Raw genomic sequence first — 26645 nt, forward strand, 5'->3', positions numbered from 1 at the left:
TTACAGAACGAATAATATCACGTACATAAATTATATATGCCGGGACTCTAATCTACGGAACGTCCGATACATGGTAAGAGATAGCAGCACCCACTCCAGACGGGGGTTTATGAAAGGAACCGCTCTCGGAAGCGCGACCGTCGGTCTCGGCGGTCTCGCCGGTTGCCTCGGCGGTGGCGACGGCGAGGGCTCCGGCGGTGGCGACGGGGGCGGCGGCTCCGGAGGTAATGGCGGCGGTGGAAAGTCGATGGCGACCATCACCCGACTCTCGAACGCGTACTGGGGGTCGTGGGTGAAGGGATACAAGGAAGCGGCAGAGGCACTCGGCTACGACACCAACGTCCAACTCAACGAAGGAAAGCTCAGCAAGCAGATTCAGCAAGTCGACTCCGGTATCGCGAACAACGTCGACCTCATCATGGGACAGGCGTTCACGAACTCCGGCGTCCCGCCGATCGCAGAGGCGGCCGTCGACGCGGGCGTCCCGCTCACGATGTTGTGGACCATCGACAAGTGGTACACACCGCAGGACGCTGGCGACGAGTTCGTCCAGTTCTTCATGCCCAACGCGATAAACAACGGCTACACCGCGGCGAAAGCCCTGTTCGAGGCGATGGGCGGCAGCGGGAACATCGTCCACATCGAGGGCGTGCGCGGGAACGCGGCGAACACCGGCCGAAACATCGGGCTGAAGAAGGCGATGGACGAGTACTCGGACATCAACCTGCTCGCGCCGCCGCAGCAGGGGCGGTGGGTCAAGTCCGAGTCACGCAAGGTGATGTCCGACTTCGTCTCACAGTTCGGCGACAAGATAGACGGCGTGTTCGGCCAGAACGACGCCGTCGGCCTCGGCGCGCTCACCATCGCCGAGGAGAACGACCTGGACGTCGAAGTCGTCGGTATCGACGGTATCCCCGAAGCACTCAACCTCGTCGAAGAAGGCCGGTTCACCGCGTCCGTCTCGTCCCTCGGTCCGTGGCAAGGCGGCTGGTGTCTGGTCAAGGCACACGACTTCGCCAACGGCTGGAAGCCGAAGCCCGGCGAGCGGATGATGCTCCACGGCAGTCCGATCCTCGTCAAGGAGACGGGCGAGTTCGACATGATCGAGACGTTGCCCGTCCTCGACGCCGGGGACTTCAACAAGCAGATCTTCGAAGGCGACTCGACCCCGTACGACTGGGAGAAGATGTCCGTCGTCGAAGCCGGCGAAGACAGCTGGGACCCGCAGAACTCGCTCGTCCCCGTCCGGAAGGAGGACATGGTCGAGCCGGGCCTCCTCAGCTGGAAGGAGAACAACCGGCCGAGCGGGTACGAAATCCCATCGGCCTACTCCGACACCGGCGCGCTGGACGAAGTCGAGAAGATGTACGAAGACCACTACAAGACGAACCCACTGAAGTAGCCAATGTCACCTCACCTCGTGCGAACCCATGTCAAATAAAATGTCACAGAGCGCAACACCTGGAGACGAGGCGTCGGCCGCACATCGCGAACACAGCCTCCGAGTCCGAGACATCTCGAAGTCGTTTCGCCACGTCACCGCACTCGACGGCGTCTCGCTGCACATCGACCAGGGAGAGGTCGTCGGCCTCGTCGGCGAGAACGGTGCGGGAAAGAGCACCCTGCTCAACATCCTGACCGGCGTCTTGCAACCAGACGAGGGCGATATCTCCATCGATGGCGAGTCGGTCACGTTCTCGAACCCGCGGGAAGCCGCGGAGTACGGGGTTTCGCTCGTCCATCAGGAACAGGACGTCATCCCGAACCTCAAGGGGTACGAGAACCTGTTCCTCGCACGCGAGTCGTCCCAGTTCGGCATCCTCAACCGAGGTGAGATGAGCGAGGCAGCCCAGGAGTTCGTCGACGACCTCGGCATCGACCTCGACGTGGACAAGTACGTCAAAGAGTACTCGTTCAACGAGCGCCAGATGCTCGAAATCGCGAAGGCGTTCCATCGCTCCAGCAAGTCCGAGAACCCGGTCATCCTCCTCGACGAGCCGACGGCGGGGCTCGAAGAGGCGGGCCGTGAACTCCTGTTCGACCGCATCGACGACCTGCGCGACCAGGCGACGTTCGTCTTCGTCTCCCACGAACTCGACGAAGTGTTACAGGTCACCGACAGAGTGTACGTCCTCAAAGACGGCGAGTTGGTCCACGAAGTCATGGCTGCGGACGCGACGCAAGACCTGCTGCAGGAGAAGATGGTCGGCAGGGAGAGTTCATCTGAGTACTACAAGATACCCGACCAGCGCTCCGAGTCCTCGCTCGGCGAGCCGGTGATGCAGGCCGAAAAGCTCCGGTCCGAGGAGGAAGACATCGGGCCGGTCTCGTTCTCCGTCCGCGAGGGCGAGATATTCGGCATCGTCGGCGTCGAAGGCTCCGGGAAGGAACGACTCGGTCGAATGCTCGCGGGCGACATGCGCGCGACCGAGGGGACGATTCGTGTCGACAAGGCCCCGGTCGAGACCGGATCGGTCTCGAACATGGTCGAAGCGGGCGTCGGCTACGTCCCCAAAGACCGGAAGTCCGAAGGGCTGTTGCTGTTCCAGTCCGTCCTGAAAAACACGTCACTGGCCGCGGTTCGGACGATGAACGGGTCGCTCCCACTGCTCGACCTCGAAGAAGAGAAGGAGATGACCGACCGGGCTATCGAGGAGTTGAACATCAAGACACCCGGCCCGGAGGCACTCGTCCACGGACTGAGCGGGGGTAACCAGCAAAAGGTCGTCCTCGCTCGCTGGCTGGCACAGGAGTCGTCGGTGCTGGTCGTGGACAACGTCACGCGGGGCGTCGACGTGGGTGCGAAAGAGGAAGTCTACCGCCTCTGTCGTGAACTCACGGAAGACGGTGTCTCTATCGTCTTCATCGGCGACGAACTCCCCGAGGTCATCGGGATGTCGAACCGCATCGCGGTGATGAAGAAGGGTCGCCTCGGCGACGACGTCTTGGACGCATCGCCCGGCAACAAGCCGACCGAAGAAGAACTGATACAGCGGATGATCTGACCATGAGTGAAAGCACGAACGCGAGCGCGGTGTCGGAGTGGATAGCCGAGAAACGAGAAGAACGGACGATGCAAGACTGGATAATCGACATCGGGCCGTTCGCGATGCTGATAGTCCTCGGCATCATCTTCTCCATCCAGTCGGAGAACTTCCTCACCTACGGGAATCTCGTGAGCAACGTCGCGAAGAACAGCGCGTTCCTGTTGTTGGTCGCGCTGGCGGGAACGTTCCCCATCCTGCAACAGAGTATCGACCTCTCGGTCGCACAACTCGTCACCCTCACTGGCGTCGTCGCGGCCGTACTGGTCGGCGACTTCGGTGTGTTCGCGCTGGTCATCGCCGTGCTGGTCGGGATGGCCGCTGGGGCAGTGAATGGGATCGTCTTCACGAAGCTGAAGGTGCCCTCGTTCCTGGTGACGCTCGGGACGCTCTCGATAATGGGCGGCCTCGCGCTCATCGTGACCGAAGGTTCGTCCATCACGTTCCGGAACGACACTGTCCGAGACATCGCCACCGGCGAGTGGATTCCGGGCATCCCGAACCTCGTGATGTGGGGCCTGCTGTTCTACGGCTTCACGGTGTTCCTCGCGTGGCGGACCAAGTTCGGTCGGTACTGCTACGCGCTCGGGGAGAACGAGCGTGTCGTCGAACTCGCAGGCGCGAAGGTCGACCGGTACAAGATCTACCCGTTCATCCTCTCCGGCCTGCTCTGTGGCGTCGCGGGCGCACTGCTCGCGGCCCGCATCTCGTCGGGGTCGGCACAGATGGGTGAAGGGTTCCTCCTGCCAAGCATCGCGGCCATCGTCATGGGCGGGACCGCCCTGACCGGCGGTGTCGGCGGCCCACACCGGACGCTCCTCGGCGTCCTCGTCATCGCCGTGCTACAGAACGGGATGAACCTCACCGCGGTCGACCCGTTCATTCAGGAGATCGTCCTCGGCGTCGTCGTCGTCGCCGCAGTCGCGCTGTCCATCGACCGCCGGAAGATAGACGTGGTGAAGTGAGCGAGTCGAACACGTCACCCGGTCCCGTTCGACCGTCTTTCGGTCGCCCGTCTCTGTCGTCGCCCAGTCTGTCCGTCGTCTCGTCCGACGAGTGCTGGTACTGAGTCGCTGTTTTGGTTCTCGTCCGTCGTCGTCGCTCTCCTGAAGTAGTCGCCACGAACAGCGTCGCTCTCGACGACGCACCGCGTCGGTCGACTTCGCGGCGTCAGCGCTCGCTCTCGCTCACGATGGCGTGCCTCGAAAAGTGTGTCGCAAGTGGTGGTCGCTCGTTTCGACGCGGTCGGCCGCGATCGGGGCGAATCAGTCAGGCCGGTTGCTGTAGATGCGCTCGTGGCTGTGTGAGTAGATTTCGAGCAGGTTCCCGTACGGGTCTTTGCAGTAGGTCAGCGTGTACTCGTCGTCGTCCTCGAAGATTTGCCAGACGTCGGAGTGGTGGTCGCCGCCAGCTTCTTCGATTCGGGCGGCGAGTCCTTCCACGTCGGGGTCGATGACGCACAGGTGGAAGAGTCCCGGCCGCGTCGGGTCCGGCTCGGTGTCACCCTCGGTCGACGTGAACTCGAACAGTTCGAGTCCGATCTGGTTCCCAGTGGCGAGGTGCGCGAAGTGCATCTCTTCGAACTCTCCAAGAACGTCGACGGCCTGTCGGCCGCCGTGGCCCTCGTTCGCCGTGATGGTGTTCGGGCCTTCGACGTGGGAGAAGCCGAGGACGTCTGTGTACCACTCGATCGCTTCGTCGAGGTCTGAAACGGTGAGTCCGACGTGGGCGAGGCCACGCGGATAGGGTTTCGCGGACATTTCGTGCCATACGATGGCATACAACAGCAAATAGGTTCGGATTTGGCGGGTCGATGGTGGGGAGAACAGGCGGCTCAACGGCGGGTCGACGAAACGTCTATTCGGCCCAGGGCGTACTGTCGACGCGCGATTCCTCGCTGGGGTTTACCGTCCGAACTTCGCGGTCGATGTCGTCGATGCGAGCCAGGTCGTCGTCGGTCAACGCCAGCGAGTGCGTCTCGTAGTTGTCCCGAATGTGGTCGCCAGAGGCTTTCGGGATGGCTGCGACGTTGTCCTTACTGAACAACCACGCGAGGCTGACCTGCGCGACACTCACGCCGTGGGTCTCCGCGATGTCCTGTAACACGGGTTCGCCGAACACTTCGCCCTGTGCCAGCGGCGAGTACGCGACGAGGTACATGTCCTCGCGCTGGACGTACTCGACGAGTTCGCGCTGCTGGAGCAGTGGATGCATCTCGACTTGCGTCGCGAGGATGGGCGCGTCGAGCAGGTCGCTGGCCTCGTCGAGCAGCGCGGGCGTGAAGTTGCTCAGGCCGACGTGTCGAATCTTCCCGTCGTCGTAGAACTGGTCGAACGCACCGAGTGTCGCTTCTGGGTCGTAGGCGTTCGTCGGCCAGTGGACGTACAACAGGTCGATAGTGTCGACGCCGAGGCGGTCGAGGCTTTCCTCCGTCGTCCGGAGTACGTCGTCGGCCGCGAGGTTCGCCGGGAGCACCTTCGTGGCGACGGTCACGTCCTCGCGAGCGACATCACTTCGTTCGAGGCCCGTACCGACCACTTCCTCGTTGTCGTACCACTGCGCCGTGTCGAGGTGTCGGTAGCCGATGTCCAGTGCAGTCTCGATGGTCGCCGGGTCGCTCACGTCGTAGGTGCCGAAGCCGAGCCTCGGCAGTGGTGCTGCTGGCATAGACACGAGTTCGCACACCGCGATGAAAAGCGTATCGTTGGGGGCGGAAACAGACGTTTCACCGGACCAATCCGTCGGCGTGGACTGGCTACGGTTCGACGAGTATCTTCACGTGCTCGCTCTCGGGGTCGAGTAGGTCTTCGAATCCCTCCTCGACGATGTCGTCGAGCGCGACGCGGCCGGTTATCATTTCCTCGGCGTCGAACTGGCCGGTTTCGAGGTAGCGCGTCGCCATCGAGAACTCGCGTTCGGCCTGTGGGCCGCTGAGGTAGCCGTTCGAGCCGTTGATGCTCCGCTCGACGACGACGAGTTCGTTCGGCGTTAGGCCGACATCGGCGTCTGAGATGCCTACGGCAGTAATCTGGCCGCCGCGTTTCGTGCTCTCGACGGCCGCTTTGAACGTCGGCTCGATACCGACGGCCTCGAAGGCCACGTCGACCCCGCCGTCGGTGGCGTCGGAGATGACTTCCACGGCGTCCGTCTCGACGGGGTCAAGCGTCGTCGTCGCGCCGACAGTCGCCGCGATGTCACGGCGAGTTTCGCGCGGTTCGGAGACGAATATCTCGGTCGCGCCGGCCGCCTTCGCCGCCTGGACGATGGAGATGCCGATGGGGCCCGCGCCGAAGACGGCGACCGAATCGCCGGTCTGCATCCCCGAGCGCCGCGTGGCGTGGATACCGACGCTGAACGGTTCGACGAGCGCGCCGTACTCGACCGGGATGCCCTCGGGGAGCGCCACCACGTTCGCCGCCGGGACGACGGCGCTGTCGGCGAAGCCGCCGCTTCGCGCGGAGATGCCGATGTTCGCGACCGACTCACAGAGATTGTGTCGCCCCTCGGCGCAGTAGCGACACTCGCCACAGACGATGGCCGGGTTGACCGTCACGGGGTCGCCTACGGCGACATTGGTCACGTCCTCCCCGACTTCAGATATGGTGCCACTGAACTCGTGCCCGAGCGGGACCGGCAGCGAGGCTCCGGTCAGTGGGTGTTCGGAGTCGGGGGACGGCGTGAGGTCCGGACCGTCTTTGTACTCGTGCAGGTCGGTGCCACAGATACCGCAGGCTTCGACGTCGATGCGGACGTCGTCGGGGCCCAGTGTCTGCTCGTCAGCCGATTCGACCCGGATGTCTCCGGAGCCGTAGTACTTTGCAACCCTCATGTTCCACAGTAACACAGCACATCCACAAAAGCGTTCGTCTCCGTCCGACGGTCGTCAGTCCCCTGCAGCGGCCGTCGACGCGCGGTCGTCAGGGACGGTCCCGTCGTCGTTCCAGTCGCGCGTGGCGTAGTACTCGTCGAGGGCCGCCTCGAAGTCGGGCAGGTCGTAGGGCAGCGTGTCGTCCGACCGGTCGAACCCGCGCTGGTTGTTGAAGTGGCGTTCCAGTTCGACGACGCGCGACCCGATTTCGATCAGGTCTTCGTAGTCCGCATCGAACAGGCCCTCGTACCGCTCCTCGGTCATCGTCCCACGGGCGAACCGACAGACGATGCCGCAGTCTTCGAACGCACGGGCGTTCTCCTGTTTCACGACGAAGGGAGCCTTTCCTTCGAGCCCGGACTTGCCGATGGCTTCCTCGCTGTCGACGAGCGGGTACTCCCACGAGTACAGCGTGGTGTACATGTGGTCGGCTCCGCGGTTCGCCGTCGCGTAACTGAGTCCCTGTCCGTGGAGCGTGCGACCGTCGTGGGCCGCGAACTCCAGCCCCTTGACCGACCAGTTCTCGACGCCCAGTTCCTCGTGACAGCGCGCGACGCCTTCGGCGAGCGTGTCGCCGATGCCCTCGCGGTGGGCTATCTTCTCGACCGTCTCGAAGATGGTGTCGGTGTCACCGAACGCGTCTTCGCTCGCGAGGTACGCAGAAATCACGTCGCCACAGGAGATGGTGTCCATCCCGAACTCGTCGCAGAGGTCGTTCGACTGCATCACGTCGACGATGTCGTCGACGCCCGCGTTCGACCCGAACGCCATCACGGTCTCGAACTCCGGGCCTTCGGTCTCGACACCGCGCTCCTCGTCCTTCGTCGGGAGTTTACAGGCGTACGCGCAGGCAGAGCAAGTGCCTCGTTTGTACTTCTTCTCCTCGACGCTGTCGCCGTTGATGCCGTCGACGCCCTCGAACGAGAGTTCGGAGAAGTACCGCGTCGGCAGTGCTTCGACCTCGTTTGCGAGGTCGGTAACGTTCGTCGTCCCCTGTCGCTTCATTAGGCTGTCCGACTGTGCGGCGTCGCGGTGGACCTCCATCTGGACCGGTGGCACCTCGATGTCCGGGCGCGAGTCGCCTTCGAAGGTGACCGCCTTGACGTTCTTCGAGCCGAGCACCGACCCGAGGCCACCGCGGCCGAAGGCCCTACTCTCCGTCGTCATGATGGAGGCGAATCGGACCGCGTTCTCCCCGGCCGGGCCGATGCAGGCGGTGTGCTCGGCGTCGAGACCGTGTTCGGCCTCGATGTACTCGCAGGTCTCTGGAACCGTCGCCTGTTCGAGTTCGGGAACGGGTTCGAACTCGACGCCGTCGTCGGTCACGTGGACGATGACGAGTTCGTCGCTCGCGCCGACGAACTCGATGGCGGCGTACCCGGTGTCCGCGATGTGGCGAGACATGAACCCGCCAGCGTTCGACGAGAGCAAGCCGTCGGTCTGTGGCGAGACCGCGGTACAGTTCATGCGGCCGGTGAAGCTCATGTTCGAAACCTGCATCGGACCCGTCGTCAGGTAGAGTCGGTTTTCGGGGCCGAGTGGATCCGCATCGAACGGAATCCGCTCGTGGGCGAGGCGAGTCGCGACGCCCCGGCCACCGACGAACGCCTGCAACACGTCGTCGATGGCTTCGGTACTGGTAGTGCGGTCGCTACAGTCGACGGTGAGGAGGTGTCCCTCAGTGCGAAGCATACACACAGTGAATGCGCGAGTGACTACAAAGTCGTTCCGCCGAAGATCGGTTCTCTCCTCTCAGGCAGTCAGGCCGCCGTCCAAGACGAGGTTGTGCCCGGTGACGTACGACGACTCCTCACTCGCAAGGAACAGCGCAGCGTCGGCGACCTCTTCGGGTTGCCCGGCCCGGTCGAGCGGCGTCTGTTCGAGGAGACCGCCCGCCGTGTCCCCGTCTTCCTGCGTCATCGCGGTCTCGATGATACCGGGGTTGAGTGCGTTCACCCGGATACCGTTCTCGCCGTGTTCGACGGCGAGTTGTCGGGTGAGGTTCGTCACACCGCCTTTCGACGTGCAGTACAGCGACGAGTTCGGCAGTCCCCTCAGTCCGGCGATGGAGGACATGTTGACGATTCGGCCGCCGTCGGGCTGGTCGAGCATCACGTCGATGGCCGCCTGACAGCCGAAGTACACCCCGCGGAGGTTGATGTCCATGAGGAAGTCGAAGTCCTCCTCCGTGGCCTCTTCGACCGGCATCTGGCGGTCGATACCGGCGTTGTTCACCATCACGTCGAGCGAGCCGAAGGTGTCGACGGCCTGCTCGACCGCGTTCCTGACGGCCGCCACGTCGGTGACATCGACTTCGACGAACATGGCTTCGCCACCGTCTCGTTCGATACACTCGTGTGTCGGGTCGCCGCCGAGTCGCGGGTCCTCGCGGAGGTCCGCGACCACGACGCTGGCTCCTTCCTCGGCGAATCGTCTGGCTATCGCTCGGCCGTTACCGGAGGCGGCACCCGTGACGAGTGCGACTGCCCCGGCTAATCTCTGAGGCATCGTGGGACACATTCACGCGATTCGGTAAAAAGGTTCCTCGACGGTCGCCTCGGTCGTTCAAGGTCGTCAGAGTCACCGACGCGCGACGTTGAGACAGACGTTCTTTATCTGGGTGTAGTTGTCCACCGCTTGCACGCCGTTTTCACGCCCGACCCCGCTGGCTTTGAACCCGCCGAAGGGCGTCTCGTTCCCACCAGCGAACCACTCGTTGACGTAAATCTGGCCGGCGTCGACCTCGCGGGCGAACCGATGGGCGCGGCCGACGTTCTCGGTGAACACGCCGGCAACGAGGCCGTAGGGGGAATCGTTCGCGATCTCGTAGGCTTCGGCTTCGTCGGCGAACTCGATGACGCTCAGGACGGGCCCGAATATCTCCTCGCGGGCGATGCGCATGTCGTTGGTGACGCCGTCGAAGACGGTCGGTTCGACGAAGTTGCCCGCTCGGTCCGGCACGCCCCCGCCGACGACTGGCTCGCCGACTTCCTCGCGACCCACGTCGAGGTACTCCACGACAGACTCGTGATGGTGGGCGGAGACGAGTGGTCCGATGTCCGGGTCGTCGACGCCAGGCCCGAGCGTCAACTCGGCGGTCCGTGCCGCGAGTTCGTCGACGAACTCGTCGTGGACGGCTTCGTGGACGAGGAGGCGCGACCCCGCGGAGCAGACCTGCCCGGCGTTCGTGAAGATACCCTTCATCGTCTCAGCGACCGCGTGGTCGAGGTTTGCGTCGGGGAACACGACGTTCGGACTCTTCCCACCGAGTTCGAGGTGGACCGTGCTGACGTGCTCCGCCGCGTTTTTCGCGACTTCCGTCCCGACCGGACCCGACCCGGTAAACGTGACCGAGTCGACGGCTGGATGGCCACTGAGCGCGGCGCCGGCTTCGGTGCCCGTCCCCGGCACGACGTTGAGCACGCCGTCCGGAAGGCCGACCTCACGGGCGAGCCGGCCGAGTTCGACCGCCCCCAGTGGCGTCTCCTCCGCCGGTTTCACGACGGCGGTGTTCCCCGCCGCCATCGCGGGCGCGACGCTCCGCCCGAACAGGTAGATGGGGACGTTCCACGGGACGATGTGGCCGGTGACGCCGAGGGGTTCGCGAATCGTGTAGTCGACGTGTGACTCGTCGAGGGGGATGCTCTCTCCCTGGAGCTTGTCAGCGATGCCGCCGTAATACTCGAAGTGGCGGGCACACCGTCGAACCTGTCCCCGAGCCGCCGACAGGGGCTTGCCGTTTTCGAGCGACTCGATGCGTGCGAGGCGCTCGCTGTCCTCGCGTATCGCGTCGGCGAATCTGTGCAGGATTCGAGCTCGTTCTTTCCCCGGCGTCCGCCGCCATTCTTCGAGCGCGTCTGCGGCCGCGTCGACAGCCGCGGAAACGTCGTCTTCGGTGGCGACGGCGACCTCGGTGAGGGCGAAATCGGTCGCCGGGTCGTACACAGCCATCGTTTCGTCCGACGCTGCGGGCCGTTCGTCGCCGTCTATCACTAGCTCGTACGGGTTGTGCAGCACCGTTGCTCGCTGTTCGGACATCGATTGCACATTCAACCAAGTGCCAATAACGATTTGGGTGGGACGAGGAGCTATGAAACCAGAATCGGTCACATATTCCCAGTATTAGAAGCTTCAGTTCCCATATTACGTTACTCCAGCATCGTTTCCGGCGCGTTTTGAATCACTCTCCCGTCGGCGTAGTGTTACTCGACAATACAAAACGCCTCTGTCACCACCGAAGGTTTATTAGCGATACTCTGTATGACTCATTCGGAGCATGCTAGACAACCAAACGCTAGTGGTTGACTCTGTCAGTCACTGCTTTAACCACACACCGGACAACCACAAGCACCCACACGCCCAGCGATGGGACGACGAAACCTACGAACTCGGCGCGAAACTCCTGCCCGACAGCCACGTGCCGTCGGAGGAAGTGTTCTACCGCGACCACTCGCCCGAGGAACTGGCCCGTCTCATCTTCCTGGAGAGTCAAATCGACTACACGGTGTACCACTCGCTGCCGCTCGACGACTACTTCCACGACGGGTACGTCTCGCGTGAGAAGGGCTTCGAGTTCTGCGAGCAGAACCCGACGCGCACGTCGATGTACGTCGACATCAACCCGCTCGAAGACGACGCCGTCGAGCAGGTCCACCACTACGCCTCGAAGGACTTCGTCAAGGGCATCAAGCTCTACCCGTCGCGCTACCAGAACGGGCAGGACCTCTCGCTGCAATTGACAGAGGACGCCGTGTGGCCCATCCTCGAAGCCGCGGCCGACAGCGACGTCGACACCGTCGCCATGCACAAGTTCATCCCGTTCGCGACGGCCCCGGTCCGATACTTCCGGATGGCCGACGTGGAGGACGCGGCGCTGTCCTTCCCGGACCTGAACTTCGAAATCATCCACGCAGGCTTCTCGTTCCTCGAAGAGACGGTATTCGCGATGGCGAGCCACGACAACGTGTGGGCGAACCTGGAGAACACGGCCTGTATGGTCAACTCGCGCCCGCGAAAGTTCGCCGAGTCGCTCGGTGAGATGCTGTACTGGGCCGGGCCGGACCGCATCCTGTTCGCCAGCGGCGCGACGGCGCTGCACCCGCAGCCACCCATCGAGGGTATCTGGAACTTCGAGATGCCGGAAGACCTCGTGATGAACCAGGACTACCCCGAAGTCACGCAGGAAGACAAAGAGAAGATCCTCGGCAAGAACGCGCTCCGCCTGCTCGGGGAGGACCCCGAAGACATTCGCAACCAGATCGAGGGCGACAAATGGGACCAGAAGCGCCAGGAACTTCGCGAGAGCGAAGACTTCCCGGTGGCTCCCTGGTCGACGTACGAAACCAGCGCATGAGTACCACCAGCCACATCACACCCGACACCGAGTTCGACGACGACCTCAAAACCGCCGTCAAGGCCGAGTTAGCAGAGGTACTCGACCCGTGCAGTTGCATGAGCAACCACCCGGTCAGTATCCTCGACCTCGGCCTCGTCGAGAGCATCGAGACACAGGACGGCGGCAGTCGCGTCGTAGTGACGCTCCTGTTGACCTCGCAACTGTGTACGTACTTCATCGACATGAACGACGAGATAATCGACCGAGTCGAAGCCCTCGACTCGGTCGAGGAGGTAGACGTCCATCAGGACACCAGCGGCCAAGTCTGGACACAGGACCGGATGGCCGAGGAAGAACGCGAGGACCGTCGCGACCGGTTCCTGCGTCGGATGGACGACGCCGGTGTCACACCCTACGCAGAGCGAACCAGTTGAGCCCGTACCGACGAACGAACACCACACCACTTGCCACAGCCGTCGAGACAGCCATACCCACTGCACCCACTGTCCCGATTTCGCGGCCACACGCCGCGACTCGTCTCGACGCTTCTTCGAAAATTAGCTGGACAGCGACCGCTACAGCGACGATTCGATGGCTTCCAGCGACTCCGGGTTCTCCATCGACGAGAGGTCACCGGGGTCCTCACCGCGATACACCGCCTCGACGGCGCGCCGGATAATCTTCCCAGACTGGGTCCGTGGGAAGTCGTCTACGAACAGGAGTTCCCGTGGACGGAAGGGCTTGCCTTGCTCCTCGCCGACGAGTTCGCGGAGTTCCGCCGCGAGGTCGTCGCTCGCTTCCACACCGGGTTCCGTAATCACGAACGCGACGACGGCGGTGCCGGTCGTGTCGTCCGGGACACCGACTGCCGTCGCCTGGTTGACAGCGTCGTGCTCGCAGAGGACGCCCTCTATCTCCGCGGGGCCGACCTTCCGCCCGGCCACGTTGAGCGCGTCGTCGGCGCGGCCGTGGAGGAACCAAAAGCCGTCTTCGTCTTTCTGCGCCCAGTCGCCGTGGTCCCACAGGTCGTCCCACGTGCTCCAGTACTCGTCGAGGTAGCGTTCGTCGCCGGACCAGAGTGACTTCGTCATGCTGGGACAGGAGTCGCGAGCGACGAGATAGCCGCGTTCGTTGTCCTCGCGGACGCTCTCGCCGTCGCTGTCGACGATGTCGATGTCCATTCCCAGGCCCGGGCCGCCGAGACTGCACGGTTTGAGCGAGTTGATGGGCATGGGCATGAGGAAGCAGCCACAGATTTCGGTGCCCCCGGAGATGTTGATGATGGGAGCCTCACCGCCGCCGACGTGTTCGTGGAACCAGTGCCACGATTCGGGGTCCCACGGTTCGCCGGTCGAGCCGAGGATTCTGAGACTAGAGAGGTCGTGCGGTTCGACCCACTCGTCGCCGTGCTTTCTGAGGGCGCGGATGGCCGTCGGCGAGATGCCGAACTGCGTGAGGTCGTGCCGGTCGACCATCTCCCAGAACCGGTCCGGTTCGGGGTGGTCCGGCGCGCCCTCGTACATGAAGACCGTGCCGCCGAAGGCGTGGTTCCCAATGAGCGTCCACGGCCCCATCATCCAGCCGATGTCGGACACCCAGAAGAACCGGTCGGCCGGCTGCTGGTCGAAGCCGAAGTGTATCTCCTTCGCGCACTGCACGAGCGCTCCGGCGTGCGTGTGAACGATGCCTTTCGGCGTGCCAGTCGTTCCGGAGGAGTACAGCAGCATCGACTCCTGATTCGCGTCGAGTGCTTTCGTCTCGTAGTCGGGCGACGCTGTGGCCACAGCGTCTGCCCACCACACGTCGCGGTCGTCTGTCCATGGAACCTCGACAGCGGAGTCTGCTTCCGAGCTGCCAAGGCGGTCGTACACGACGGTGTGTTCGACGTGGCCGGCTTCGCCGATGGCGTCGTCCGCGGCCCCCTTGAGCGTGATTTCGCCACCCCGCCGGTAGAAACCGTCGGCGGTGAACAGCACCGAACACTCGGCGTCGGCGATGCGCGTCGCCGCAGCGTCGACGCCGAACCCGGAGAAGATGGGCACCGCGATGGCACCGACCTTGAAACAGCCGTAGAGGATGGATACGACCTCGGGGACCATCGGCATGTACAGGCCGACGGTGTCGCCAGTTTCGATGCCGGCCGACTCCAGATAGTTAGCGACGCGGTTCGTCTGCCGTGCGAGTTCGTAGTACGTTATCTCGCGCGTGTCTCCCGGTTCGCCCTCCCAGATGAGTGCGACCTTGTTTCGCCGTTCGCTGTCGCGTGCGGCGTGCCGGTCGACGACGTTGTGGGCGGTGTTGAGCGTCCCGCCGGGGTACCACTCGGTGAACTGCGGCCCATCACTAATGTCTCGAACCGCGTCGTACCCCTCGTAGAACTCGATGTCGAGGTAGTCGACGAGTTCGTCCCAGAACCAGTCGACGCCCGACGCGGGGTCCCCATCTACCTCGGTAGTCGTTCGTTCGACGAGTTCCTCGTAGTCGTCGATGCCGTACTGTTGCATGAACGCCCAGACGTTTGTCGACTCGACGAACGCCTGTGACGGCTCGTGCGCTATCGCTGCCGAATCCGCAGGCTGGTCTGACATGGCGTCTGGCTCAGAGTAACGTGGGCACAGAGCATAAGATACCGGGGTGGGGGAAACGCCTGCGACAGTTCTGTCGTCGCCGAGTCGCTACTCGAATCGACCGGCCGACTTGTACTCCTGCCCGAGTTCGACGTAGTGTTCGTGCGTCCGGGCGATTTCGTCGAGTTGGTCGTCGCTGAGTGGCTTCGTCTCTGCTGGCGTGCCGTAGGCCAGGTGGCCCTCGGGAATCGTCTGGCCCTGGAGGACGACAGTGTTCGCCGCGACGATACAGTTCGACTCGACGGTCGCGCCACGAAGGACGGCACTGTGCATCCCGACCAGTGAGTGGTCCTCGACCGTCGCGAAGTCGACGACCGCGTTGTGGCCGACGGTCACCTCGTCGCCCAGTGTCGCCCCGTGGAGCATCGTGAACTCCTGGACGTTCGTCTCTTTGCCCACATCGACCGTCGCCCCGTCGCCGCGCAGACAGGTGAACGGCCAGAGGCTCGTTCGTTCGTCGACGACGACGTCGCCGATGAGGTAGGACATGTCCGAGACGAACGCGGAATCGGCGACGATGGGTTTCGCATCACGGAGTGGTTCGTGCATAGCAGTGACTCCTCGCTCCTCAGACATAGTGCTAGTGTTCGGGGCGGAAGACGAGCAGTCGGTCGTCACCCGATTCGGTGCGCTCGACGTGGGGGACCACTCGGACTGATGTCTCGGCTTCGTCTGCTGCTGAACCACGGACGACGCCGGTGAGCGTCACTGCCTCGAATCGAGCGATGCCGACCGTATACGGCGTCTCGACGTCGAACCCGGAAGGCGCAACGTGGATTGTGGTCACGTCTTCGAGGACGCCACTCGACGGAAGGGGTCGCTGCTGGAGGTCGGTCTCACCACAGTCCGGACAGCGCTGTGTTGGTGGAACTGCCCCGTGACCGGCTTCGCACTCCAGGTAGAAACCCGCTCCCGCCTCGATAGCGTCGAGGAACGCGTCGTAGCCCGCCTCGCTCACGACACTCATGCGACCACCTCCACGACGTGGACGACGGCGCTCGCGACGGTGCCACCAGCGTTGTGGGCGAGGCCGACCTCGGCGTCAGGGACCGAGTCGCTGTGGTGGTGGTCGCCGCGGAGGAGTTTCGTCAGTTCGACCAGCTGTGCGACGCCCGTCGCGCCGACTGGATGCCCCTTCGCCTTCAGGCCACCAGAGAGGTTGACCGGGAGGCCGCCCTCTCGCGTCGTCTCGCCCGTCGCTGCAGCATCGATTCCCGCACCGGGGTCGTAGAACCCGAGCGCTTCGATAGCGAGCACCTCCGCGATGGTGAAGCAGTCGTGGACTTCGACGAGGTCCACGTCGGCCGGCGTGATTCCTGCCTCGTCGTACGCGTCTGCGGCCGCGTGCTCGGTCGCCGGCGTGTACGCCCGGTCGAGTCGGCGTTGGAGCGCGAGCGTATCGCTTCGCTGTCCGGTCCCGGTCACCGCGACCGATGCATCGAGGTCGTTCGCGTCGGCGTACTCGTCGCTCACGAGGACGACGGCTGCGGCCCCGTCACTGATGGGACAGGCGTCGTACAGACCGACCGGTTCGGCGATCGCCGGTGCGGTGAGAACGTCCTCGGTCGAAATCCGCTCACGAAGATGGGCGTTCTCGTTCGCCAGTGCGTTGTCGTGGTTCTTGACGGCGACGGCCGCGAGGTCCTCGCGCGTCCCGCCGTACTCTCTGAAGTACGCCCGGGTGAGTAGCGCATACGCCCCGGGGAACGTCATCCCGACGCGGCGTTCGTGGACGTCGTCTGCCGCCAGCGCCAGCGCGTCCGTCACGCCGCCGACGTCCACGTGCGACATCCGCTCCATACCGCCGACGAGGACGACGTCGGCGTCGCCGCTTCGGACCGCCCGAACGCCGGCCCGGAGCGCTACCCCGCCCGACGCACAGGCGCTCTCGAACCGGGTCGCGGCCGCGTTCGTCCCGACGACTTCGGCCGCGAGTGGTCCCTGGTGGCCCTGTGATTCCGTGACCTCGCCGATGAAGTTTCCGTACAGAACTTCGTCAATGTCGGCTCGATGGACGCCAGAGTCGGTCAATGCGTCGGTGCTCGCCTTCGCGAACAGCTCCCTCCCTGTACTCTCCGAGTGGTCGCCGAACGGAGTCACCGCTACGCCCGCTATGCGGACTGGTTGCATACAGCAATGGAATGCGAGTCCGAGAGCGTAGGTATTTCGGTCGAGTCAAAAACCGGGCAAGCCGTCTCGAATCAGGTCGGGTCGCTCGCGACGGTTGCCCGAGAGTCCCCCACGGAGATGTGTGTGAGGACCGTGATGGCGACCAGCCCAGCCATGGCGACGACGAGCAGTTGCATCGCCTGTGTGATGCCGACCTGGCCGGCCACGAGTCCGACCACGAACGGGCCGAGCGTGATGCCGACGAAGTTCGCTCCGGTCGAGATGGCGTTCACCGGCCCGCCGAACGCCGGCGACGAGTCCATCCCGAACGCAGAGAGCGTCGGGAAGAACCCGGATATCAGGAAGCCGAGGCCCATCACAGCCGGGAGGAACAACGACTCGGCACGGACGACGAACGCGACGACGAGAAGCGGCAGCGACGCGAGTCCGACGATGACGACCAGTACGAGGTGGCCCATGCGGCCCACGAGGAAACTGTAGGTCAGCCGAGCAGGGATGTACATGACGAGGAAGCTAGAAAGGAGGACGTTCGCCGCGTCACGAGCCATGAACTGTGACGCGTAGAACGGGAGCCACGTGAACACCGTCCCCTCGATTGCGCCGCTACAGAGGAGTGCCGCGACCATGCCGACGATAGCCGGCTTTCGAAGGACCGTTCGGAGCGAATCTGTCGAGATGGACTCCTCAGACCACGTCCCTTCTGGGAGTTCGAGCCGCCACATCCCGACGAGCAAGGGGACGAATCCGACCCCGACAAGCCCGTACACCAGTCGCCAGTCTGCGGATTCCAGCACGGCATTGACGAACAACGGGCCCGTCGCCGCGCCGAGCGCCCACATCAGCGCGTAGAGGTTGAACAGCTTCCCCCGGCCATCCGGATAGAGGTGACTGAGCAGCGGGCGGTCGAGTGCTCGCACGATTCCGACGCTCGCTCCCTGCACGAACAGGAAGACGAGAAGCGTCGGGAACGAGGACGTTACGCTGAGGAGGAGCGCCCCGACGACGGTCGCTGCCGTTCCCAAGACGAGCATCCGGGTCACGTCGAGTTTCCCCGAGCGCATCCCGACGAACATCACACTCGCCAACAGTCCGAGCGTCCCAGCTGGCCCGACCATCCCGAGTAGTTCCTGCGTGACGGTGAACTCCTGCTCGAAACTCGGCAAGAGAGCACCCCTCGTCTGCTGGAGGACCCCCTGTCCGGCCACGAAGCAGAACAGCACCGCTGTCCACGCGCGGCGATCTTGCATGATACTACCATGCGAAGTCTGTGGGTTAAACGTTCGGTGTGGGCAGTCCACGTCGAGGCAATATTTGGAACCGACCCCGGATTCGATGTGGGTAGACGACTAGCGCAAGGTATGTATCGGATACTGATAGCGGTAGGTACCGACGTCGACAGCGCGCGCACGCAGGCGAACTACGTCGCGGAACTCCCGGCCGCCGAGCGCGAGGTGGCAGCGACGATCGTGCACTCCTACACCGAGGAGGACGATTCGAAGGGACCAACGGACGAGTCTCTCCCACCGGAAGAGAGCGAGGCCGTCATCGCAGTCCGGCGCGAACTCGAATCTGACGGCATCACCGTCGAGAAGCGCGAGATATACAGTCCCGTCGAAGAAGGCATCCTCGATGCTGCCGCGGATATCGATGCCGACCAGATAGTTATCGCAGGCCGAAAGCGCTCCCCCGTCGGGAAGGCACTGTTCGGGAGCACGACCCAGTCGGTACTGCTCCGGTCGTCGAGACCGGTGGTCGTCACCAGCGTCCAAGATTGAAAGACCGTCGTCAGTGGTGACTCGAGTGGCAACACTCGACTCGCGACTGGCCACATCGAGAGTGAGACAATATTGTGTGTTTGAAAAATAGCTGTGGGTCACGAGCCGAAAATTCAGATAGTATCGATGAATTCGTCGGGGGGTGTTGAAATAGAATCTAGATACCATTTTTGTTTTCGAGGTAATTTTGCATTCGTATTTACTCCCAGCTTTAGAGCCATATATTCGAAATTAGTTGGTTGGTTAATAATCTCTGTTCTGTTTTATTTATATACGACACCACTACTCGACATGGTGGTTTCCTGGTCCCCAGTGAGGCATTCGAGATAAGAAAGGACAGAATGTTGTGCTATTTTTGCAGGACTCAGAGCCAGATTAGTCGATGCTCTCTGAGCGTTCGGCGAACCACGCACACAATTGTGGCCAAAGCTCTTCGTGTGCTCGTTCACCCGTCGAGAGACCGATGTGGTCAGTTGGGAACTCGATGAGCGCCGTGTCCGAACTCGGTATCGCGGAGACGAACGGGAGACTGGCTGCAGCAGGAACGAACTGGTCCGCCGTACCGACGACGGTGAGGACGGGCATCTCTAGATTCGAGAGGTCGACCGTGCGACCGGCGACGGTCAACCGACCCTCGACGAGTTTGTTTTCGCGCACCAGGTCTACGAGGAACTGCTTGTACAGTTCCCCCGCGACGTCCACGCTGTCAGCACCCCAGTGAACGCGCCGAAGGAACCGGTCGACGTACTCGTCGTCGTCGACGTTTGCCGCGAGCCGGAGATACCGCAGGAGGTAGTACTCCAGCGGGTCGACGAGAGTGAACTCGAACGCGAGCAGTGAGCCCGGTGCGTTCCCGTTCGTTTCGACCACCTTCTCGGGGTGGTAATACGCCTCGACATCCCCGAAATCGAAGATTCCCCCCTCCGCGTCGAAGTTCAACACTGGTGCCAGCAGCCCAAGCGTTCGGACCCGCTCCGGATACAACGCGGCGTAGATAGCTCCCAGTGTCGCACCTGAACAGTACCCGAAGATGTGGACAGCGTCGACGCCCGTCTGCGCACAGATGTGCTCGACACAGTTGGCGAGGTATCTGGCAACGAAGTCTCCGAGGCCGAGGGTTCTGTCCAGTCGAGACGGTTCTCCCCAGTCGAGTACGTACACGTCGAACCCGTGGTCGAGAAACTGCCTGACCACACTTCGGTCGGGTTCGAAGTCGAACACTGTCGGTCGATTGATGACCGCGTAGACGAGCAGAATCGGAGTCGCATGCTGCTGCTCGGTCCGGGGCTCGTATCGGCGCAGTCTGAGTTTGTTCTCGGCGTACACCACCTCGCTGTTAGTGACCTCGGCTGTGGTGGCGCGACTCCGGGAAGTGTTTCGTTGCTTCGTCGACGCGGACCAAGTACGGAGTGAACTGAACGCCATACTAGGTATTTGGGATGCGTCTCCGTATCTGTTAAGCCGGATATCGAAGGGATGAGTGGAAGCGTCGTGAGAACGGTTCGGTTCGTTTTTTCAGTGGACGATGTTGGCCGTCGTCTTGTGCAGTCGATAGTATTACTGAACAGTTACACTGACCAGCAATACTTACTGGCAGACTAGGTAAAACTCAGGCGGTGATGGTTCGGACCTCGACGGTCGGCTACGAATACGTTCGTGTGCTCGTCCTTCCATCCGTGTCGGTACACTCCATGACCGTCTCGAACACGGTTTCGTCGAGTTGTAACAGTACCTTCGCGAGGTCTGTCTCGGCGTCGAACCGATACGTGATCTGTGTAGGGTCGTCCGAGGGAACTTCTTCGATGACGCCGAACGCGAGGAGGTCGGTTATGTGGTCGGCGACAGTGTCGTTGTCGAAGCCGTTCAGTTCACCCAAGACCGTGATGGTGAACTCATCTGTTGGAGAATCGATGAACGTACAGAGTATCTGAATCCGCGGGCGCGAGATGAACAGGCTGAGAATTGGAGAGGGGATTCCCCGATTGCCAGCGTTCCTATTCGACATATCTGAAGGTCTGCTGTGACAGTGGATAGTGAACTGGTTAACACTCACAGACTTCATATGGACGTGGAAATTTTACGACGCGAATTTGTCATATATACAATGAATACTCGTCAACGGTATATCCTGAATCGCCGATACAGAGTCGTCGTCGAACACGGTCACCGAATCGGTTGTCTGATTTTCAATCTCTCCGTACGTGTTCCTAGTGCCACATTTCGAGGGCTTCGCCGCAAGTATCGGTCGCTTCTACCAGTGTCTCGTAGCTCGTTTTAGAATCAAATCTGACCGGGTAGCTCGACGGAACGACGAAGACAGCCCATAATTATTTTTCTGACATTACTTTCGCATCAGGGCGACCCCGAGAGTACGCAAGCCCGAGATTGACGTAGGCCCCACTCGTTCGATTACTCAATGTCCACGGTACAATTAGACGAGGCGACACACTGGTACGACGAACGCGGACAGGGACCGCCCCTCGTGTTCATCCATGGCGGTTGGAGTAACGCGGACGCATGGCGCGAGCAGGTCGAGTACTTCGCCGACGATTTCCGAGTCATCACGTACGACGTTCGTGGTCACGGTCGTACTGGTGAGAGCGACGTCGACCGGTACTCCGTCGACCTCTTCGTCGACGACCTCGATCGACTTCTCGACGAGTTAGACGTCGAACAGCCCTTTATCTGTGGCCTCTCGCTTGGGTCGATGGTCGTTCAAGAGTTCCTCGACCGCTACCCAGACCGAGCAGCCGGTGCAATCGTCGCGGGTGCAGTCCGGTCGATGCCCCCAGTCGAGCTCGAACCGTGGATGAAGCCACGAGTGTCGATGCTTTCGACGCTCAACCTTTCGCTCGCGACGATGGGCTCGAAAGCCACCTTCGTCTCGTTCCTGAACGGGATACAGTTGATGACCGGCAGTCGGTGGCTGTCGATAGAGCCAACGGTCCGGAAACAGGCAATCGACTCGGCCGGAGAGATTCCGACCGACGAGTTCAGGAAAATATTCATGGCGCTATACGAGTTCGAGCCACCCGAACTCTCAGACGTCACGACGCCGGTTCGCGTCGTTCACGGCGAACACGAAGCGAGATTGGTCAGGCGACAAGGTCGCCAACTCGCCGAGATGGTCGACAACGGAACCCACACGGTCGTCGAGGACGCGGCGCACCTCGTGAACCAGGACGCTCCCGAGTCGTTCAACGTCGTCGTCGAAACCTTCGTCCGTGGGCTCTCAGAAGAGTGGGCAGCGTCGGTCGCGAACACGAAATAGTCACACCGAACTCGAATCGGGACGAGGCAACTCCAGGAGGTCTCGATTTCTCCCTCGTCACTTTCTCCCGCAACAGTGGGTTTTCGGGATTATTCTGCCTCTGCCCTGTCGATACGGGTCTCACGCCGCTTTCGCCGTGCGAGGTTGACCAACCGAAGCCCGCTCCGCTCCAGCGCGTCTGCTTCACCGGTCTCTACGGCACTCGTGGCGGTTTCGATCGCGTTCTTGATCTCCTCGTCTGTCGGCGTCATATCTCGACCGAAGCCCCGAGGGGTACAAAAGGTGAGCCAAGGGCAGAGTGGAAGTGAAAGTGGTCGTGAGTATCGGTGGGGCTCGCGTCGACGTCGCGGAAGAGACGACCGGCATCCGGGGCTATATACAGACGAGGCCGTAGTCCCGACCATGCCACAGCCACTCCCGAGACCGTCGGACGCCGGTATCGTCAACGCCGCTCGGTTCGGGACGGATACGTTCCGGTTCATCGAGGCGATGCAGTCCCGGTTCTCGGACATCGTCGGCATCCCGATTCCGGGTCGGCCACCCATCGTGCAGGTGACGAACCCCGACCTCGTGCACGAAGCCCTCGCTCGACCGGCGGACTTCCGACGGGTCCCCGCACAGAAACCGGCGTCGCTCATCGCAGAACAGGGGTTGGTCCAGAGCGAAGGACAACTCTGGCGCCAACAGCGAGGGCTCGTCAGCTCGGCGTTCTCCGGTGAGCAGGTGCGGGCGTACGCCGATACCGTCGGTGAACGCGTCGAGACGTTGTGTCGGGAGTGGCACGAGAAAATCGACGCAGCCGATGGTGCGGGCTTCGAGACCAACCTCCACTTCGAGATGACAGCGCTCACGGTCAGGGTCGCATCGGAGATCCTCCTCGGCGAGGACATCGGTCTCGACCGGGCCGAACAGTTCTCCGAGTGGATGCAAGTCGCCGGCGACGAGTTCGAGTTCGGCCTGAGCGCAGTCCTCCCCGCGTGGGTGCCGACGCGAGTATCACGAGAGTTTCGCGATGCTGCCGAAGGTATCAGAGAGTTGGCCGAAGAACTCATCGAGCGACGACGGGCTGCGATGGCGGCCGGAGCAGATGGCGATGCCGGCGACATGCTCTCGGTGCTCATCGAGGCAGAGTCTGCCCCCGACGTGGAGTTCGCCCCGAATCAGATCCGCGACGAGGTCGCCACGTTTCTCATCGCCGGACACGAGACCACGGCACTCAGCCTGACCTACGCGCTGAGCCTCCTTTCGTGGCACGCCGATGTGCGTGACCGAGTGCGAGCGGAGGCATCGTCAGTACTGGGGGCCGACGAACCGAGATACCGTCACGCGGGACAGCTCTCGTACACCGGTCGTGTGTTCGACGAGACACTCCGGTTGTACCCTGCTGCCTGGGCTGTGTTCAGACGGGCGAACGGCGACGTCCGTCTCGGGGACTACCGTGTGCCAGATGGGTCGGCAGTCGTCATGCCGCAGTGGGCAGTTCACCGTGACCGGCGCTACTTCGACGACCCGCACACGTTCGATCCCGACCGCTGGCTCGACCAGTCGCCGCAGTCGGTACCTGCGTACTTCTCCTTCTCCAGCGGCCCACACGCCTGCATCGGTCGCCAATTCTCGCTCTCTGGAGCGCGTCTCGTCCTCGCACGACTCACGGAGGAGTTCGATATCTCGGTCCCGGAGAACGGGCTCGACGACCTGCGTGCCACTCCGACGTTACGACCGGGCGCAGGCGTTCCGGCGACGGTGACGGTCGCCGACTGACCACTGGCGAGCGTTCAGTGACCACTGTGGTTTTTCACTCTGAACGGGGAGTCCGTCTAGACGCTGTGGGGAGTCTCCGGTGGTTCTTCGACCTGAATGGGACCTCTAACAGGTTTGGCTTTCACTCTGCACGAGGGGTGTGTGTCTGTCGAAAGTTGCGGTTTTTGTTGCCGTATCCAGCTCCGTTTCTGCGGGAGTCCTCGCCGGTCAGAAGCAGCGTCTTCAAGCTTGCAGTGACGCCCACACCGGGATAGACGGTTGGTGGGGACAGACACCCCTCGTTCAGAGTGAAACAGACGGATGAGCGACGAGTACGATTCAGTTCGAGAACGACGAGAGGTCGGCGTCCCGTGGCTGGGTCCCGCCGCCATACTTCTCGAGTTGTGAGTGGGTCGGTAACTCTTCGAGCGACGCGTCTCGCCGGACCGCTTTGATGATGTGCTTCGGGTCGGTGACGAGTCGATGCAGGAGATAGCTTCCCTGTGACCGACCACCACCAGTCTTCTCGGACTCGATGACACCGAGGAACGCCTGTTCCTTCAGTTGTCGGTAGAGACCGTTCTCGGTGACCGGGTCGACGGCGACGACGTCACAGATTCCGACATATCGCTCGTAGATTTCTCGCGTCTTGTACGTCGACCGGTCGCCCGTGATGATTCGACTCGCGAGTGCGTAGAGTGCGAGTTTCGCGTGGGCGGTAGCCCCGCTCGTGAGTTCCTCGATGCGGTTGACTTCGGCGACCTCCTGTGCATCGTTGATGTGTTCTTCAGTGACCGGAATGTCGCTCTGTCGCCGAGCGAGTTCACCGGCTTCTTTGAGAATCTCTATCGCCTTGCGGGCGTCGCCGTGTTTCTTCGCGGCGAGTGCCGCACAGAGTTCGATGGTTCCATCGGAGAGAACTTCGGGCTGGAAAGCGTCACGCCGGTTCTCCATAATCTCGCGCAACTGTGCCGCGTCGTAGGGATGGAAGAACAGTTCACGGTGGCCGAAGCTCGACTCGATCCGCTCGTCGAGGTTCTCCTTGTACTGCACTTTGTTGCTGATGCCGATGACCCCGAGGTACACGTCGGTCTTTTGTGCCTCACGGGCACGCGAGAGTTGCATCAGAATATTGCTGTTGTCGAGTTTGTCGATCTCGTCGAGAATGACGATGGCGGCGTCGAAGTGCTCTTCCAGGATGTTCCAGACGTGCTGATAATACTCCATCGTCCCCACGCCCCGAAGTGGAATCTCACGCTCGTAGTCGGTGTGCTCTTTGAGTGTGAGCGCCAACTGGCGTGTCGCCCGTGTCTCCGTATTCGCCTCGGAACAGTCGATATAGAGCACGTCGCAGGCCACCTCGTTCGATTGCCCCGCGTTCCTTGCACGAGTGGCGACGTGGCGAGAGATGAGACTCTTCCCCGTCCCGGTCTTCCCGTAAATCATCACGTTGTTCGGGGGGTCACCACGGGTGATCGCACCCACCTCGTTCGCGACGGCCTGAATCTCGTCGTCGCGGCCGACGATGCGCTCTTCCTCGGGGACGTGGCCCACGTGCAGGAGCTCTTTCCGGGCGAACACCGGATCTTGGTCCTGAAAGAGCGGGTCCCCCTCCGTCTGGTTCGGCATAGTCCCCACGTGGAAGTACTAGATAATAAAACTAAGGGACCCATTTCAGACTGATAATTCCGGCTATCACTCTCCCTCTCGGTTGTACAGTACGATACAGCCGCTTAGCGGACGAAGAGCCGGATTCAGAGTGATGGCACGTCGGCCGTCAGATCGATGTCGATGACGCGGTGAGTCGTCTGACACACACCCACCCCTCGTTCAGAGTGAAAACGCGTCCGAAGGGGGTGGGGGGTGAGGTCAATCGGGGGGGTGGGTCCCCCTGTTCAGAGTGAAAACGGCCGAAAGCTGCGGTACTATCGTCTTAGACTACTTATTTCGTTCACGAAACTAGACTAGAGAGTGACTGTGAGCTAGCAGTGGTGAGGACTTTTGATACGATTAAATCTTTGGGTATAAGTTGTTCTTGCCACATCTATACTAGTTACTAGCTCTAGTCTAGCAATAGCTAGTAAGAAGAAGGAGACAGATATCATAACAGGTGAATTCGGTGGTTACAGGCGTCCCCACCCCCCTGTTCGTGGTCCGTTTCACTCTGAACGGGGGGTGGGTGTCCCCCACTACCCCCACTATTCCGACCTCCCAATTCCCCGACTTTCCTCTGCCCCGACGGTCACCGCTCAGCTTCTACTCGACTAGTCTCCCACGATCTCGTCTTACGACGTCCAATCGAGCCACGATCCACCTCTGGCTAACGAGCGAATCGAGTTCCCCCACGACTGGAAGACCCTTTCACTCTCCGTCACTTTTCAGTCTGCACGAGGGGTGGGGGTCCAGACCCGGCTTTTCCCCACGTTCAGGTGGATTTCCGTCTATATCTCTCCGTATAGCTTCGTGACTCTCGTTGGAGTTGGATAGCTCTCTAAACCCCTTCGTACGTCTGTGACTCGTTTCACTCTGAACGAGGGGTGTGGGTGCTTGACCACACTGGGGGTGCCCGACTACAATTCGGTTTGGAACTACCGTCAAATCCTGTGTAGTCGTACGTGGTGACTACGCAGATCGACCACCGTCGTGAACCTACGCAGTCTCGACACCGGATTGTGTACTAATCTCGGTCGAAGTCGTTTTCACTCTGAACAAGGGGTGGGGGTTGGTCTCCGAAACAAGACGAATGTTGGGACGTCACAACAATCCGCTAGGGGAGTAGGTAGTACCGTATATACCGATAGAGAGCTCTGACACGAATATAGCACTACAGACCGTTCCACTCACGAGAGGTGAGA

23 protein-coding genes are annotated in these 26645 nt (G+C 62.0%); 8 read left to right on the forward strand and 15 right to left on the reverse strand.

Annotation, left to right across the window (positions count from 1 at the left end):
- Positions 1–109: 109 nt before the first annotated feature.
- The 3 genes from ACSC1P_RS19625 (at position 110) to ACSC1P_RS19635 (ending at position 4009) form a co-directional block, all read left to right on the forward strand.
- Entirely contained in the window at positions 110–1402 is a 1293-nt protein-coding gene (locus tag ACSC1P_RS19625; RefSeq protein ID WP_435361897.1) for a sugar ABC transporter substrate-binding protein, read from the forward strand.
- Positions 1403–1442: 40 nt separating this feature from the next.
- Entirely contained in the window at positions 1443–3005 is a 1563-nt protein-coding gene (locus tag ACSC1P_RS19630; protein ID WP_435361898.1) for a sugar ABC transporter ATP-binding protein, read from the forward strand.
- A 104-nt stretch (positions 3006–3109) separates the two neighbouring features.
- Positions 3110–4009 (forward strand): ABC transporter permease, encoded by a 900-nt coding sequence (locus ACSC1P_RS19635; protein WP_435361942.1) that lies wholly within the window; start codon positions 3110–3112, stop codon positions 4007–4009.
- A 300-nt stretch (positions 4010–4309) separates the two neighbouring features.
- On the opposite strand, the gene ACSC1P_RS19640 is transcribed toward ACSC1P_RS19635, so the two are convergent.
- The 6 genes from ACSC1P_RS19640 to ACSC1P_RS19665 all read right to left on the reverse strand — a co-directional run bounded on the left by ACSC1P_RS19640 (position 4310) and on the right by ACSC1P_RS19665 (position 10950).
- A complete protein-coding gene (locus ACSC1P_RS19640; RefSeq protein ID WP_435361899.1) occupies positions 4310–4804 on the reverse strand; it encodes a VOC family protein in 495 nt (164 codons plus the stop codon).
- A gap of 97 nt (positions 4805–4901) precedes the next feature.
- On the reverse strand, positions 4902–5711 hold the full coding sequence (locus ACSC1P_RS19645) for an aldo/keto reductase (protein WP_435361900.1): 810 nt from the start codon (positions 5709–5711) through the stop codon (positions 4902–4904).
- Between the two features lie 88 nt (positions 5712–5799).
- On the reverse strand, positions 5800–6873 hold the full coding sequence (locus tag ACSC1P_RS19650) for a 2,3-butanediol dehydrogenase (protein ID WP_435361901.1): 1074 nt from the start codon (positions 6871–6873) through the stop codon (positions 5800–5802).
- Between the two features lie 54 nt (positions 6874–6927).
- Complete coding sequence (locus ACSC1P_RS19655; protein ID WP_435361902.1) at positions 6928–8604, reverse strand: aldehyde ferredoxin oxidoreductase family protein; 1677 nt, start codon at positions 8602–8604, stop codon at positions 6928–6930.
- Between the two features lie 60 nt (positions 8605–8664).
- A complete protein-coding gene (locus ACSC1P_RS19660) occupies positions 8665–9420 on the reverse strand; it encodes an SDR family NAD(P)-dependent oxidoreductase (protein ID WP_435361903.1) in 756 nt (251 codons plus the stop codon).
- A 72-nt stretch (positions 9421–9492) separates the two neighbouring features.
- Complete coding sequence (locus tag ACSC1P_RS19665) at positions 9493–10950, reverse strand: aldehyde dehydrogenase family protein (protein ID WP_435361904.1); 1458 nt, start codon at positions 10948–10950, stop codon at positions 9493–9495.
- Between the two features lie 238 nt (positions 10951–11188).
- Between ACSC1P_RS19665 and ACSC1P_RS19670 the strand changes: the two genes are divergently transcribed.
- Both ACSC1P_RS19670 and ACSC1P_RS19675 read left to right on the forward strand, forming a co-directional pair.
- Entirely contained in the window at positions 11189–12265 is a 1077-nt protein-coding gene (locus tag ACSC1P_RS19670) for an amidohydrolase family protein (RefSeq protein ID WP_435361905.1), read from the forward strand.
- A complete protein-coding gene (locus ACSC1P_RS19675; RefSeq protein WP_435361906.1) occupies positions 12262–12681 on the forward strand; it encodes an iron-sulfur cluster assembly protein in 420 nt (139 codons plus the stop codon). The genes ACSC1P_RS19670 and ACSC1P_RS19675 overlap by 4 nt, the downstream gene beginning before the upstream one ends.
- A gap of 141 nt (positions 12682–12822) precedes the next feature.
- Here the strand turns inward: ACSC1P_RS19675 and ACSC1P_RS19680 are convergent, their stop codons facing one another.
- The 5 genes from ACSC1P_RS19680 to ACSC1P_RS19700 form a co-directional block, all read right to left on the reverse strand.
- Complete coding sequence (locus tag ACSC1P_RS19680) at positions 12823–14835, reverse strand: AMP-binding protein (protein WP_435361907.1); 2013 nt, start codon at positions 14833–14835, stop codon at positions 12823–12825.
- Between the two features lie 87 nt (positions 14836–14922).
- The gene (locus ACSC1P_RS19685) at positions 14923–15423 is read right to left on the reverse strand and encodes a gamma carbonic anhydrase family protein (protein WP_435361908.1); all 501 of its coding nucleotides are present in this window, start codon (positions 15421–15423) and stop codon (positions 14923–14925) included.
- Between the two features lie 31 nt (positions 15424–15454).
- On the reverse strand, positions 15455–15841 hold the full coding sequence (locus ACSC1P_RS19690; protein ID WP_435361909.1) for a Zn-ribbon domain-containing OB-fold protein: 387 nt from the start codon (positions 15839–15841) through the stop codon (positions 15455–15457).
- A complete protein-coding gene (locus ACSC1P_RS19695; protein ID WP_435361910.1) occupies positions 15838–17004 on the reverse strand; it encodes a thiolase C-terminal domain-containing protein in 1167 nt (388 codons plus the stop codon). The genes ACSC1P_RS19690 and ACSC1P_RS19695 overlap by 4 nt, the downstream gene beginning before the upstream one ends.
- 71 nt (positions 17005–17075) lie before the next feature.
- Positions 17076–18251 carry an MFS transporter gene (locus ACSC1P_RS19700; protein WP_435361911.1) on the reverse strand — a complete coding sequence of 392 codons (1176 nt, stop codon included), beginning with the start codon at positions 18249–18251 and terminating at the stop codon, positions 17076–17078.
- A 111-nt stretch (positions 18252–18362) separates the two neighbouring features.
- Between ACSC1P_RS19700 and ACSC1P_RS19705 the strand changes: the two genes are divergently transcribed.
- Complete coding sequence (locus ACSC1P_RS19705; RefSeq protein ID WP_435361912.1) at positions 18363–18779, forward strand: universal stress protein; 417 nt, start codon at positions 18363–18365, stop codon at positions 18777–18779.
- Between the two features lie 375 nt (positions 18780–19154).
- Here ACSC1P_RS19705 and ACSC1P_RS19710 read toward each other — a convergent pair whose 3' ends face one another.
- Complete coding sequence (locus ACSC1P_RS19710; RefSeq protein ID WP_435361913.1) at positions 19155–20204, reverse strand: alpha/beta fold hydrolase; 1050 nt, start codon at positions 20202–20204, stop codon at positions 19155–19157.
- Positions 20205–20421: 217 nt separating this feature from the next.
- Positions 20422–20784, reverse strand: a complete 363-nt coding sequence (locus tag ACSC1P_RS19715; protein WP_435361914.1) for a hypothetical protein — start codon at positions 20782–20784, stop codon at positions 20422–20424.
- Between the two features lie 411 nt (positions 20785–21195).
- On the opposite strand from ACSC1P_RS19715, the gene ACSC1P_RS19720 reads away from it, so the two are divergent.
- Positions 21196–22050, forward strand: a complete 855-nt coding sequence (locus tag ACSC1P_RS19720) for an alpha/beta fold hydrolase (RefSeq protein WP_435361915.1) — start codon at positions 21196–21198, stop codon at positions 22048–22050.
- 89 nt (positions 22051–22139) lie between these two features.
- Here the strand turns inward: ACSC1P_RS19720 and ACSC1P_RS19725 are convergent, their stop codons facing one another.
- On the reverse strand, positions 22140–22301 hold the full coding sequence (locus ACSC1P_RS19725; RefSeq protein ID WP_435361916.1) for a hypothetical protein: 162 nt from the start codon (positions 22299–22301) through the stop codon (positions 22140–22142).
- Positions 22302–22452: 151 nt separating this feature from the next.
- Between ACSC1P_RS19725 and ACSC1P_RS19730 the strand changes: the two genes are divergently transcribed.
- The gene (locus ACSC1P_RS19730) at positions 22453–23811 is read left to right on the forward strand and encodes a cytochrome P450 (protein ID WP_435361917.1); all 1359 of its coding nucleotides are present in this window, start codon (positions 22453–22455) and stop codon (positions 23809–23811) included.
- Positions 23812–24129: 318 nt separating this feature from the next.
- Here ACSC1P_RS19730 and ACSC1P_RS19735 read toward each other — a convergent pair whose 3' ends face one another.
- Entirely contained in the window at positions 24130–25419 is a 1290-nt protein-coding gene (locus ACSC1P_RS19735; RefSeq protein ID WP_435361918.1) for a Cdc6/Cdc18 family protein, read from the reverse strand.
- Positions 25420–26645: the final 1226 nt, after the last annotated feature.

The sequence above is a fragment of the Haloarchaeobius caseinilyticus genome, from assembly GCF_051207395.1.
GTDB lineage: Archaea > Halobacteriota > Halobacteria > Halobacteriales > Natrialbaceae > Haloarchaeobius.